Source organism: Planococcus sp. CPCC 101016, from assembly GCF_007859295.1.
Taxonomy (GTDB): Bacteria; Bacillota; Bacilli; order Bacillales_A; family Planococcaceae; genus Planococcus.
On record NZ_VOHB01000002.1, the window covers coordinates 1,730,805 to 1,742,934 of the forward strand.

The following is a 12,130-nucleotide window of genomic DNA, read 5'->3' on the forward strand; positions in this document are numbered from 1 at the left end:
ATACAAATAAAGTGACTGCCGTCAAACAAATAGTTGGAGGTTTTTTTAATGTCTAGCAATTATCCAGATGCGAAATCCCCATGGAGTTCCATTACAGGCCCTAACTTGGGATACATAATGGAAATGTATGATCTGTATCAAGAATCCCCAGAATTACTTGATCCAGAATACGTTGAACTTTTTAAACAATACGGACCACCTGCTGAAGCTTCCACAAGTCCACAAACTTCAGTTGCAGAAACTGTGGAGCCCAATAATTTCGAAAAAGTCATAGCTGCCGTTCATCTGGCTGAAGCGATCCGTGCACATGGCCATCTGGCATCGGATATCTATCCGTTAAAAGATCAGCCTATAGACACCTCACGCATGGAATCTTCGACTTATGGCTTGAATGATCAGGATTTAAAAGAAGTGCCTGTATCTTTACTATTGAACAATGCACCGGATAACGTGAAAAATGGTCTGGATGCCATTAATTACTTGAAATCACTTTATACGGATAAAGTTGCTTTTGAATTCTCACATGTCGTACAGCCGCAAGAACGCAGCTGGCTTCAGGAGAAAATTGAAGCAGGTGAAGTCAAGCCTAAGTTGGATGCGGACAAGAAGAAACAAGTTCTTGATTTGTTGACGCGTGTAGAAGGCTTTGAGAAATTCGTGCATCGTACATTTGTGGGACAAAAGCGTTTCTCAATTGAAGGTGTCGATTCACTGGTTGTCCTGATGGATGAATTGGTTCGTCTTTCCGAGTCGGCCGGAACAAAAGACATTATGATCGGGATGGCGCATCGCGGTCGTTTAAATGTGCTTACACATATTTTGAACAAACCTTATGAAATGATGTTCGCTGGTTTTGCGCATGTAGGAGACGATGCGTTTCTTCCAGAAGATGATTCACTCCAAATTACCAAAGGGTGGTTTGGCGATGTGAAATATCATATGGGTGCAGCTTATAAATCTGCAAATGGAACAAGTGTCAAACTGGCTTACAATCCTTCTCACTTGGAAATTGTCAGCCCGATTGTTGCTGGTCAGACCCGCGCTGCACAGGAACTCACTGAGCAAACAGGCGTAGCAAAAATGGATCCGAAAAAGGCATATGCCATTCTTGTTCACGGAGATGCAGCATTCCCGGGGCAGGGCATTGTAACCGAAACTTTGAACTTCAGTCGTGTTAAAGGTTATCAGACAGGCGGTTCAATCCATGTCATTGCCAACAACTTAATCGGCTTTACGACAGAGCAGTTCGACTCCAGATCAACTCATTACTCTTCAGATCCTGCAAAAGGCTATGAAGTACCGGTATTTCATGTCAATGCGGATGACCCGGAAGCTGTAGTGGCTGTTGCTCGATTGTCGTTTGAATACCGTGAAAAATTCGGCAAAGACGTACTGATCGACTTGATCGGCTATCGCCGTTATGGACACAATGAAATGGATGAGCCGTTAGTGACGAATCCGACAATGTACCATGGCATTCATCAGCACGATACAGTACGCGAACTTTACGGGAAGCAATTAGCAGAAGAAAAAGTTCTATCTGAAGATGATGTCAAAAAGCTTGATGCAGATACGCAAAAGGAAATGCAGGAAGCATACGACAGAGTCAAAGAAAACAAATCAGCTGATTTCCCGAAACTTGAAATTCCTGAAGCTGTTTTAAACGGCTTCCCTGAAGTGCCGACAGGCGTCGACAAAGACGTCTTGACGAAGATGAACGAAGAGCTGTTATCGTGGCCGAGTGATTTTTCTGCCTTTGGCAAGTTGGCAAGAATCCTTAAGCGTCGTGAAGATCCGTTCAATGATAAAGGCAAGATCGACTGGGCTCATGCTGAAACGCTTGCATTCGGTTCGATTCTGCAGGACGGCAATCCAATTCGCCTGACTGGACAGGATGCGCAGCGCGGAACATTCGCACACCGCCATCTTGTTCTGCATGATGAGAAGAATGGCAATGAGTTGGTGCCATTGCATCACATTTCAGATGCTAAAGCATCGTTCGTCGTCTACAACAGTCCATTGAGTGAAGCGTCTGTATTGGGCTTCGAATATGGCTATAATGTTGAAAATGAAAAAGCACTTGTAATTTGGGAAGCTCAATATGGTGATTTCGCCAATATGGCTCAAATGATTTTTGACCAATTCATTTCCGCGGGACGCGCGAAATGGGGCCAAAAATCAGGACTAGTTATGCTGTTGCCTCACGGCTATGAAGGCCAGGGACCTGAACATTCGAGCGCACGTCTCGAAAGACATCTGCAAATGGCTGCTGAAAACAACTGGACAGTTGCAAATCTCTCCAGTGCAGCAAACTACTTCCATATCTTACGCCGCCAAGCTAAGATGCTTGGAGAAGAAGCAATCCGTCCGTTAATCATCGTTTCTCCAAAATCGTTGCTGCGCCATCCGTTGGTCGGTGCAGACGTAGCAGATTTGACCGAAGGCCATTTCGAAACAATTATCGAACAGCCAAACATGGGCAAAGATGTGAAAAAAGTGAAACGTGTTCTTCTGGCAAGTGGTAAAATGGCAATTGACTTGGCCGAGCGGGTAAAAGATGGAAAAGGCTATGAGTGGGCTCATATTGTTCGGGTAGAACAATTGTATCCATTCCCAGCAGATAAGATTAAAGCCATTCTTGACCGTTATCCAAACGCCAAAGAGTTAGCTTGGGTGCAAGAAGAGCCTCAAAACATGGGCTCATGGACGTTTGCAGATCCTTATCTGCGTGAACTGGCAGAAGGCAAAGAAGTGAAATACTTCGGCAGAATTGCCCGCCAAAGCCCTGCAGAAGGCGATGGAGAAGCGCATAAAGTGGAACAAGCGCGTATAATTGATGAAGCATTAGCTAAATTGCAAGGATAATCTAAGGAGGAATTTTTTGTGGCAGAGATCAAAGTACCAGAATTAGCAGAATCGATTACAGAAGGAACAATCGCTCAATGGCTTAAACAGCCGGGCGAAACAGTTGAAAAGGGCGAATTCATCGTTGAACTGGAAACAGATAAAGTCAATGTTGAAGTTATTTCCGAAGAAGCTGGAGTTGTTCAAGAACATTTAGCACAAGAAGGCGATACCGTTGAAGTAGGTCAAGTAATCGCAATCGTTGGCGAAGGTTCTGGCGAAGCTGCAGCACCTAAAGCTGAAGAAGCTCCACAAAAATCCGAAGAGCCAACTAAAACAGAGGCGCCTGCGACTATGGAGCCTGTGGAAAAAGATGTGGCAGCTGAAGATCAATCTTCTTCTGATCGTACAATTGCAAGCCCTGCAGCCCGTAAATTGGCACGCGAAAAAGGAATCGACCTGGCTGCTATCTCACCAGTAGATCCTATGGGCCGTGTACGTGTTCAGGATGTTGAAGCGCATGGTTCGAAACCGGCTGCAAGTGCACCTGCTGCTAAAACAGAAGCGCCAAAAGCTTCTGCACCTTCTTCTGATGAAGAAAGTGGCCGCATTGTCCGTGAAAAAATGACAAGACGCCGCCAAACAATTGCAAAACGTCTTCTTGAAGTAAAACAATCGACGGCGATGCTGACTACATTCAACGAAATCGATATGACGAATGTGATGGCTCTCCGCAGCCGCAAAAAAGACCAATTCCTTAAAAATAACGATGTGAAACTTGGTTTTATGTCATTCTTCACTAAAGCAGTAACAGCTGCACTGAAGAAATATCCATATGTTAATGCTGAATTGGACGGAACAGATGTCTTGCTGAAGCAGTTCTATGATGTAGGAATTGCTGTTTCAACTGAAGAAGGCCTTGTAGTACCGATCGTTCGCGACACGGACAAAAAGAACTTCGCAGAAATCGAAGCGACAATTGGCGACCTAGCTAAGAAAGCACGCGACAAGAAGCTTTCGATTGCAGACATGTCTGGCGGTTCATTTACCATCACAAATGGCGGCGTATTTGGATCATTGATGTCAACGCCAATTTTAAATGGTACCCAAGTTGGTATTCTTGGTATGCACACTATCCAAAAACGTCCTGTAGCAATCGGCGATGAAATTCAAATTCGTCCGATGATGTACGTAGCTCTTTCATACGACCACCGTGTAATTGATGGAAGCGATTCTGTTGGTTTCTTGAAAATGGTCAAAGATATGATCGAGAACCCAGAAGATCTATTACTGGAATCTTAATAATCGTTCAAACCGATAGTCCTGCGTTGCAGGACTATCTTTTTTTTGTCATCATAGAGGATAGAACAGCCTAAAGGCGGTAGAGTCCATGGATATTTCATTCTTAATTGAGTTAGTAAAGGAATATGGGTACTTCAGTATGTTCGTCTTTAACTGGCTGCTGATATTTGGTGTGCCAATCCCCAATGAAGTGGCTGCAGCATTCTCAGGCGTGCTGACCGAAATCAGCTATTTCAAGCCAGTCTATGCTTTTTTGTCAGCTTATTTGGGGCTGATTACCAGCAACACTTTTGCATATTTTATTGGACGCAGTCTAGGGCCACGCCTGCTGAACCGATTGAACAGGACGCGTTTAAAACAGCCGATCAGCCGGTTCAATGACTTTTTGGAAAAACGCGGGGAGTGGGCCATTGCCTTCAGCTTTTTCTTGCCCGGCGTCCGCTGGGCAATGCCATACGTTGTCGGAGCAAACCGGTTTCCATTTATGCGTTATATGATGTTTGCGTATACTGCAGGATTTGTTTGGCTATTCATTTACTTCAACGTCGGCAGGACCTTTCCTTATGCATACCAGACGATTCTTGAGAACCTGCAGTTCTTTTTGATTTTGTTATCGGTACTTGTCATTGCTGTTATGTTATTGCGTTATTTTTACAGTACGAGAGTTTCTAAGAAGTAGTATATTCTTGTTAAGTAAAAGACCTATTATAAACAATTGCTATAGGCAAGCGCTTACTGAACATCGTTCTTTTAGAAGAGGGAAAAGGGTTGTTTATGCCTTCGAGGCGTTGTATTGATAAGTACAGTTCCTTGTTCTTAAGCTTTTGAAAATAGGTGCCAGTTTGAAATTAGTGCAGGTTTTCCTTATACTGAAGTATAGACAGATAGAAAAGGATGAGGATGATGATTCACAACGAATGGCTTGAAAGAGAAACGATAAAAACAGTAACCTGCAAGCATACCGATGCAGCAAAATTTTTGGTGTCGAATGTCTTGACAGTTGGTAAAGAATACGAAGTGAAAAACGAAACCGAAGAGTTTATTTTTGTGGTGGACAATACCGGGAAAATCGGCGGATTTTACAAAACCTACTTCGAGTAATATCAGAAACCGTAAACGAACCGGTGCAACCCGTGAAAGTGGAAATGCAGTTGCTAATCACAGCGGAATAACAGCATAACGGCGACTTTGCCGGAAACCCCTGGCTTCTTCAGCCAGTAAGAATGTCAAAAAGCCGATGGTGCATAAACATCGGCTTTTTCTATGGAAAAGAGGGAATGTAAATGTCATTAATTGAACAGGATATTGCCAAACGAAAAAAACGATTGCATGAAGAATACGAAAAATTAATCGGCCAACCAGGATATATCGCACCTGACAACCACTTATGGGAAGATATCCTGTCTGCGGTTGTCTTGCGAAAACCTGTATTACTGAAAGGACCAACAGGAGCAGGTAAGACCAAACTAGCAGAAAGCATTTCTTCTTTATTCGGTCAACCGATGCAAAGCATCAACTGTTCAGTTGATCTGGATGCGGAAGCCTTACTGGGTTTCAAGACATTAGTGCAGCGCGATGGACAAAGTGTCATTGAATTTGTGGAAGGCCCGGTAGTGACTGCGATGAAAAAAGGTCATTTTCTTTATATTGATGAAATCAATATGGCAAAAGCTGAAACCTTGCCGATCCTCCATAGCGCCTTGGATCACCGGCGCATGATGACAAATCCATTTACCGGAGAAGTGATTGAAGCACATCCGGATTTTGGAGTGATCTCAGCGATCAATGAAGGCTATATTGGAACGACGCCTATGAACGAAGCATTAAAAAACCGCTTTATCGCTTATCCGATTCCTTATCTGACCGGCCAGCAACTGGTTGAACTATGGAATCGAGAATTTCCTGAATCAGAAGAAAGTCTAAAGTCCTTTATGCTGAATTTAGCGGAAGATTTAATGAAGCAAGTAAAAAATGGCTTATTATCGGAAGAGGCTGCATCGATCCGTAGTCTGTTGGATGCCACTGCTTTATCTCAGTATATGGATCCGCTGCGCGCTGTGCAATACGCAATTGCTGAAAAATTGGAAGATGAAAGTGAACGCGATTTGTTCATGGACCTAGCTCATACTTGGAAAAAGTAGGTGAAAATAATGGCGTCAGTCAATCGGTTTATCCAATTTAATAATGAAACCATCGATACGAAGATGCTTCATCAAATGGAGCTGCTTGCAGGAGCTCTTGCAGATGCACCCTATCTTAAAGTGACAACTCGAAAATTGGTGGAACTGCGGCCTTCTGAATCGGCAATGTCTATCAGCGTCTTTTGGCGTCATCGTACGAAGCGAATTGAGCGTAATGGTTATCTATCGGATATTTATTTGATGGCGGCCGGCTATTGGCGTGATTTCGATTTGTCTGCGTGGCGCAAGTTTAGAAACAACAACACACTATTGCCCAATCTTCGCGAACAATTGCTATTATGTGCGGAAGAATTCCGGCTTTCTGAGAAGATAAAAAAAGCACGTCCTGGTACAGTGGGGGCATTTGAAACACGAGAAGCTGTATATACGGAATATCATGAAGATCAGTTTAGGCAAAATCAAAAAAAAGGTTTCAAAAGCGATTCATTGATAAATGCTGCTTATTTGAGCCTGCGGGGAATTGAAACGGATGCAATCGAAGGTTTCAATTCCTTATTCTTTATTTGGACGGATTTATTTGATTCAAAAACGACTAAGGATTCCATAAAAGTGGTGGACCGGATCATGGACCGTGCAGAGTTCTTGCTCGATTCAGATGCGTTGCACAGCTATTACACTTTCGGAGAAGCGGCTGAAAAAGTACCTCCTTTTCATTATCATGAAGGCATTGAAGCTGAAGAGGCGAAGGAACAGGAAGAAATTGAGACGATTGAAGAATGGTTTCAGTCCTGGCATCGGGAAACGGAAATGAGCGAAGCGCCTGCGTTGGAATTTGAACTTGAACGAGGTGATTCCCAGCTTGCTGAAGGCGGCAGGGAAGAGGAAGGGACTGGAGAGGTCCAACAGACGGCAAAAGGTGATTCAAGCGGAGAACATGCAGAAGACAACGATGCAGAAGACCAGCAGATGGAAAGCCAACCTAAAAAAGCAGAAGGTCGATTCGGTTCCGCCAATGACCAGGTTGTATTCTACGAATCCAGACTGAAAGTCAAAGGGGATCATCGCTTAGACATAGAGAGCTGGCGAAAAAAACAGGCTCCGTATGTACGGGCATTGCTGAAAGAGCTGAAAAAACGAATGACGCAAAGGCAAGAAGGAGTGCGGACAAACTTGAATGCCGGCAGGCTGTCAAAAAAATTGGTTCCACTGGCGATTGAAGAACGGCCCAAGCCGTTTTACCGAAAAACAGCGCCTTCAAAAGAACTGGACGCCGTTTTCTGTTTATTGATCGATGGCTCTGCTTCAATGCTTGATAAGCTGGCCGAAACGAAACAAGCCGTCCTATTATTCCATGACGTACTGCGTGGCTTGAACGTGCCTCACGAAATTGTACTTTTTTATGAAGATGCTTACGAGGCAAGCGATGCAGAACAGCCGAATTATTTTGAATGGATGCACAAATTCGAAGACCACGGGAAAAACCACGCTCAGCAAATAGCCTCATTGGATGCTCATGAAGACAATCGCGATGGCTTTGCAATCCGCTGGATGAATAACCGGCTAAAGCGAAGAACCGAAAAACATCGCTTTTTACTGGTATTTTCCGACGGAGAGCCTTCTGCCTATAACTATGCTGAAAATGGTGTAGTGGATACTGCAAATGCAGTGGCGGAAGCGAAAAAGCAGGGAATTGAAGTGCTGCATCTGTTTTTGAGCAGCGACTCGATCACCGAAGAGCAAGCGGCGTTTTACCAGATGATGTATGGCAATAAATCTGTTAGTGCGGATTCATTGGAACAATTTGTTGAACAGACCTTGCGTCTGCTGAAACGGAGCTTGCACTTGGTCATTCAGGCCGGATAATGAAGTATATTGTAATATAGAGATACAAAAAACCGGAAGCTCAATGCTTCCGGTTTTTTGTGATTTATATCGTGTTGTTTTTTTCATTGCCGTCGTGAATGGCAAGTAAGCGCTGTTTCAGGTCTTCTTCCATACGGCCTATTTCTAGTTCTGCAGCTTTACGGTTTCTGCGGCCTTCTGCTTGAATCTGTAATGTCTCTTCAATGGTTTCCAGAAGGTTTTCCTGGGTTTTCTTCAACGTATCGATTTCGACAATACCGCGTTCGTTTTCACGTGCCGTTTCGATCGAATTCATCTTCAGCATTTCAGAGTTTTTCAACAGCAAATCATTAGTAGTAGCAGTGACTTGCTTTTGTGCTTCTACTGCTTTTAGCTGCTTGTTCAATGTAAGTGCAATAGCAATTTGGTTTTTCCACAACGGAATCGATGTCATAATAGAGGACTGGATCTTTTCCGCCAAAGTTTGGTTGGTCTGTTGAATCATCCGGATCTGTGGTGCACTTTGTATGGTGATTTGTCGAGATAGCTGAAGATCGTATAAGCGTTTTTCTAGGCGATCCACATATTGCACCATGTCATTGACTTCTTGATAAACCATTTGATCATGAGAGCTTTCCGCTTTTTTGCGGAGAGCAGGAATCGTTTCGTTCATGATTTCATCGCGTTTCAGTTCAGCTGCTGCGATATAAACGTTTAATGCCTGGAAATAAGTTTTGTTTTGATCATAAAGCTGCTCGAGCATTTGAACATCATCCAATAATCCGCGTTTCGAATGGTCAAGTTGGATGCTGATGCGGTCAACCTGGCTGCTCAGCTTCTGGTACTTGCTCATCATTTCCTGAACCGAGTATTTTGCTTTTGAGAACAACTTACGGATTCCGGTTTTTTTTCCTTGCGTCAATTCTTCTGGATTTAATTCCTCCAGTTTTTTCATCAAATCGTGAAGGACATCACCGACAGGGCCGATGTCTTTGCGCTGCACATGGTCGAGCATTTTATGCGAAAACTGGCTGAGCTGGTTTTGTGCATTGGCGCCGTAAGTCAGGATGGCTTCGTTATCGCCAATCGGAATCTGCTTGGCAAGCTCGCGTGCCTTAGCTTGTTCTTCTTTCGTTAAACGGTCCATCAGAGCAACGGGGCGACCTTCAGCCTGTTCAGCAACAGTCTGCTCCTGTTTTTCTAATTGCACACCAAAAGGTGATTCCAAAAGATCATCCAATTCACTTCGAGTTGATGGTTTCTCTGTCATGTTCCACGTCTCCCTCTTGTTCAGGTTCTGGCTGTACGAGTAATTTCTGATTATTGTGCTGATCGACAGCCAATTGTGCATAATCCAACTCCATGCGCAGTTTTTCAACATCGCTGGACAAAACACGCTTCAAGTCCTGCTCCATCACTTTGTTTAGCGATAACAGCATTTCCCGCGTATCCTGCAAGGCAACACGCATTTCCTGGTCTTTGACGGGCTGACCGACCAAGAGTGTATATTTTTCCGTCAATTCAATAGCTGAATCCAGATGAGAATAAAAGAAAGGTTCAGCTAAATAGAATTTTCTCGGATTTTGCTGGACGACTGTAATAATTTTGTTAGCAATTTTTGTCATGTCCATTAATTGCTTAAAAGATGAAATGGAACGTACTTTATAATAATTGCCTTGAAGCTGTTTGATTTTTTCCTTGCCTTCTTTTATTTGAGTACGCACATTTTTGTATTCACTGCGTGTCATTCCAAGGTTTTTGGAGTCGGAAGAAATCTGGACTTGCTTAATGGTGCTGTTACTGGCTATATAAGTTCCGGCAGCCACTGCTCCAGAAGCGATCAACCCAATTTCTGCGCCCAAATAAAGAACAGGGAACATCACTGTCATGAGAGGCAAACTGACAGATTGCCTCTTTATAAAATTTTCAATCGGCTTTAGGGGCTTCATGCAAAGGACCTCCTTCACTGCTACTTTATCTATACGTTCTGGGCACTGAAAAGTTTCATTTCAGCGCTTGCTATACCTTATATTTTACGTGAAACAGCAAGTCAATACAAACTTTCGAATCCTTTTATAAAATTGGGTTTAACTCTTTACAAGCCGGTAAAGATTTGGCACAATGCTAATTAGATAGAAAAGGGGCAGGAAATAATGCATGAAATTGTCTATATAAGAGCGGATTATGAACCGTGGTGGATGTTTGAAGGCTGGGAAGAAAAAGTCATTTCACGCCAGGAATTCATAAAAGCTGAAGATGCACGCTTGTACTTGAATGAATTAATGGAAAAATTCACCTGGCAATTTTCTGAGCATGAACAGAGAGGAGTGGCCTTTGCTAGTTATTGGAACGAAGAAGAAACGGAATATTGCGAAAAATGCGAAGAGGATTTGCAGATATTTCATGGCCTGATTTGGCTATTAAATGGAAAACCACTAATAAGTTTTTAGATTTGTTTGACTTTTGTGGTCAATTTGATATAATAATTGTAACAACATGAAATCTTCACCAATTACAGCTATTCACATATTCCTAAAAGTGATCAGCAAGTGATGGTACTTTTGGGAATATGTGAATTTTTTTATTGGAAAGATTCCATATTGAAAATTTTTTTACCACAGGAGGTAATTTACATGCAAGAAGGAACAGTAAAATGGTTTAACTCAGAAAAAGGCTTTGGCTTCATCGAAGTTGAAGGCGGAGACGATGTATTCGTACACTTCTCAGCAATCCAAGGCGAAGGCTTTAAAACGCTTGATGAAGGACAACGTGTTGAATTCGAAGTAGAAGAAGGCAACCGCGGACCTCAAGCTACAAACGTTACTAAAGTTTAATAACCCAGAACCGCTCTTACTGGAGCGGTTCTTTTTTTATATAGGCCTAAACCTTAAACAGACGTCTGAAGAACTGTTGCTCCCACCCCTATTCATTTTACTTGTCTATATAATGATATTGATTATACCGAATGTTTTATATCAGAGAGCAAGAAGCGCTTCTCCATATATTAATCATCCTAACCTGCTCCATTTCACTTTTCCTCCAGAATTATGAAACTTCCGCTTAGCTATGACAGGTTTTTATTCAGAGGGAGAAGGGTATAAATAAATGACTGGATAAAGAGAATGTGGGAGGTTTTATAAATGGAAGGCAAAGTTAAATCATTTGATGAAAACAAAGGTGTAGGCATGATTACAGGTGATAACGGAGAAGATTTCTTCTTTGAGGAAATCAATATCAACGTCGATGGATTACGGAAACTGAATCCCGGACAACCTGTTAAGTTTACTATTTATGAAGGTGTAGCAGACAAAGAGCGCGTAGCGACAAATGTCACATTGGTATTTTAATCGTCAATGCGGCAGTTGCTTAATAACATGAAAGAAAAAGGGGGAGAATCAGATGACCAATGAATACTTGAACAAGCCATTGCCAAGTGAAAAAGAACAACAGGACTTCTATCAGAAGCTACGGGCAAAAGTTCAGAATTGGGTGGACAGTAAACCGGGAGTGGTTGGTACAGTCAGTGGTTATGTTCTCTTCGCACCGGACATGTTCCACCTCTTAACAAGAATGATGTTGGACAGCCGGATTGATTCAAAAAGTAAAGCAGCGGTTGGCGCGGGTATACTTTATTTCATCGCACCGATTGATTTTCTTCCTGAAATTCTGGTAGGTCCTGGCGGATTTCTGGATGATGTTGTAGTGGCGGTATTTGTCATCAATACAGTGTTGAACAAATTCCCGACAGAAGTCATTACAGATCATTGGGCAGGCGACGAAGATTTATTGGCACTTGTGAAGAAAATATCTAACTCAGGGAATAAATACGTTTCCAAATTGCCTGCAGGCCGATTGGTGAAACGTTTTACTAAATAAAGAAACAGGAGTAGAGCCATGGATCTGCGCAAATCCATGGCTTTTCTCTGTGTTGATTAAAAAAACGACCAAACTCGTATAAGCGAGTTTGGTCGTTTCAGACTGTAGACAAAGTCAAATTAAAA

At 42.8% G+C, this 12,130-nt stretch carries 12 protein-coding genes; 10 read left to right on the top strand and 2 right to left on the bottom strand.

What is annotated here, in order from left to right:
• The first annotated feature begins 48 nt into the window (after positions 1-48).
• The 6 genes from FQV26_RS08145 to FQV26_RS08170 all read left to right on the top strand — a co-directional run bounded on the left by FQV26_RS08145 (position 49) and on the right by FQV26_RS08170 (position 8,150).
• A complete protein-coding gene (locus FQV26_RS08145; protein ID WP_146556993.1) occupies positions 49-2,865 on the top strand; it encodes a 2-oxoglutarate dehydrogenase E1 component in 2,817 nt (938 codons plus the stop codon).
• Between the two features lie 18 nt (positions 2,866-2,883).
• Entirely contained in the window at positions 2,884-4,146 is a 1,263-nt protein-coding gene (gene odhB, locus FQV26_RS08150) for a 2-oxoglutarate dehydrogenase complex dihydrolipoyllysine-residue succinyltransferase (RefSeq protein WP_146556994.1), read from the top strand.
• Between the two features lie 88 nt (positions 4,147-4,234).
• A complete protein-coding gene (locus FQV26_RS08155) occupies positions 4,235-4,825 on the top strand; it encodes a DedA family protein (protein ID WP_146556995.1) in 591 nt (196 codons plus the stop codon).
• A 224-nt stretch (positions 4,826-5,049) separates the two neighbouring features.
• Entirely contained in the window at positions 5,050-5,247 is a 198-nt protein-coding gene (locus tag FQV26_RS08160; RefSeq protein WP_146556996.1) for a DUF6501 family protein, read from the top strand.
• A gap of 182 nt (positions 5,248-5,429) precedes the next feature.
• On the top strand, positions 5,430-6,287 hold the full coding sequence (locus tag FQV26_RS08165) for an ATP-binding protein (protein ID WP_146556997.1): 858 nt from the start codon (positions 5,430-5,432) through the stop codon (positions 6,285-6,287).
• A gap of 9 nt (positions 6,288-6,296) precedes the next feature.
• Positions 6,297-8,150 carry a vWA domain-containing protein gene (locus FQV26_RS08170; RefSeq protein ID WP_146556998.1) on the top strand — a complete coding sequence of 618 codons (1,854 nt, stop codon included), beginning with the start codon at positions 6,297-6,299 and terminating at the stop codon, positions 8,148-8,150.
• A 64-nt stretch (positions 8,151-8,214) separates the two neighbouring features.
• Here FQV26_RS08170 and FQV26_RS08175 read toward each other — a convergent pair whose 3' ends face one another.
• Complete coding sequence (locus FQV26_RS08175; protein ID WP_146556999.1) at positions 8,215-9,399, bottom strand: toxic anion resistance protein; 1,185 nt, start codon at positions 9,397-9,399, stop codon at positions 8,215-8,217.
• Complete coding sequence (locus FQV26_RS08180; protein WP_146557000.1) at positions 9,371-10,078, bottom strand: 5-bromo-4-chloroindolyl phosphate hydrolysis family protein; 708 nt, start codon at positions 10,076-10,078, stop codon at positions 9,371-9,373. The genes FQV26_RS08175 and FQV26_RS08180 overlap by 29 nt, the downstream gene beginning before the upstream one ends.
• Before the next feature lie 204 nt (positions 10,079-10,282).
• Between FQV26_RS08180 and FQV26_RS08185 the strand changes: the two genes are divergently transcribed.
• The 4 genes from FQV26_RS08185 (at position 10,283) to FQV26_RS08200 (ending at position 12,005) form a co-directional block, all read left to right on the top strand.
• The gene (locus tag FQV26_RS08185; RefSeq protein ID WP_146557001.1) at positions 10,283-10,579 is read left to right on the top strand and encodes a DUF1033 family protein; all 297 of its coding nucleotides are present in this window, start codon (positions 10,283-10,285) and stop codon (positions 10,577-10,579) included.
• A gap of 183 nt (positions 10,580-10,762) precedes the next feature.
• A complete protein-coding gene (locus FQV26_RS08190) occupies positions 10,763-10,963 on the top strand; it encodes a cold-shock protein (protein ID WP_008428384.1) in 201 nt (66 codons plus the stop codon).
• A 306-nt stretch (positions 10,964-11,269) separates the two neighbouring features.
• Complete coding sequence (locus tag FQV26_RS08195) at positions 11,270-11,476, top strand: cold-shock protein (RefSeq protein ID WP_146557002.1); 207 nt, start codon at positions 11,270-11,272, stop codon at positions 11,474-11,476.
• 52 nt (positions 11,477-11,528) lie between these two features.
• Positions 11,529-12,005, top strand: a complete 477-nt coding sequence (locus tag FQV26_RS08200; protein ID WP_146557003.1) for a YkvA family protein — start codon at positions 11,529-11,531, stop codon at positions 12,003-12,005.
• Positions 12,006-12,130 lie beyond the last annotated feature (125 nt).

Excerpts from the sequence above, each read along its gene's own strand:
- FQV26_RS08195 (WP_146557002.1), top strand. The coding sequence starts at position 11,270 with ATGGAAGGCAAAGTTAAATCATTTGATGAAAACAAAGGTGTAGGCATG.
- FQV26_RS08185 (WP_146557001.1), top strand. The coding sequence starts at position 10,283 with ATGCATGAAATTGTCTATATAAGAGCGGATTATGAACCGTGGTGGATG.
- FQV26_RS08170 (WP_146556998.1), top strand. The coding sequence starts at position 6,297 with ATGGCGTCAGTCAATCGGTTTATCCAATTTAATAATGAAACCATCGAT.
- FQV26_RS08155 (WP_146556995.1), top strand. The coding sequence starts at position 4,235 with ATGGATATTTCATTCTTAATTGAGTTAGTAAAGGAATATGGGTACTTC.
- FQV26_RS08160 (WP_146556996.1), top strand. The coding sequence starts at position 5,050 with ATGATTCACAACGAATGGCTTGAAAGAGAAACGATAAAAACAGTAACC.
- FQV26_RS08190 (WP_008428384.1), top strand. The coding sequence starts at position 10,763 with ATGCAAGAAGGAACAGTAAAATGGTTTAACTCAGAAAAAGGCTTTGGC.
- FQV26_RS08165 (WP_146556997.1), top strand. The coding sequence starts at position 5,430 with ATGTCATTAATTGAACAGGATATTGCCAAACGAAAAAAACGATTGCAT.
- FQV26_RS08180 (WP_146557000.1), bottom strand. The coding sequence starts at position 10,078 with ATGAAGCCCCTAAAGCCGATTGAAAATTTTATAAAGAGGCAATCTGTC.
- FQV26_RS08145 (WP_146556993.1), top strand. The coding sequence starts at position 49 with ATGTCTAGCAATTATCCAGATGCGAAATCCCCATGGAGTTCCATTACA.
- FQV26_RS08175 (WP_146556999.1), bottom strand. The coding sequence starts at position 9,399 with ATGACAGAGAAACCATCAACTCGAAGTGAATTGGATGATCTTTTGGAA.
- FQV26_RS08200 (WP_146557003.1), top strand. The coding sequence starts at position 11,529 with ATGACCAATGAATACTTGAACAAGCCATTGCCAAGTGAAAAAGAACAA.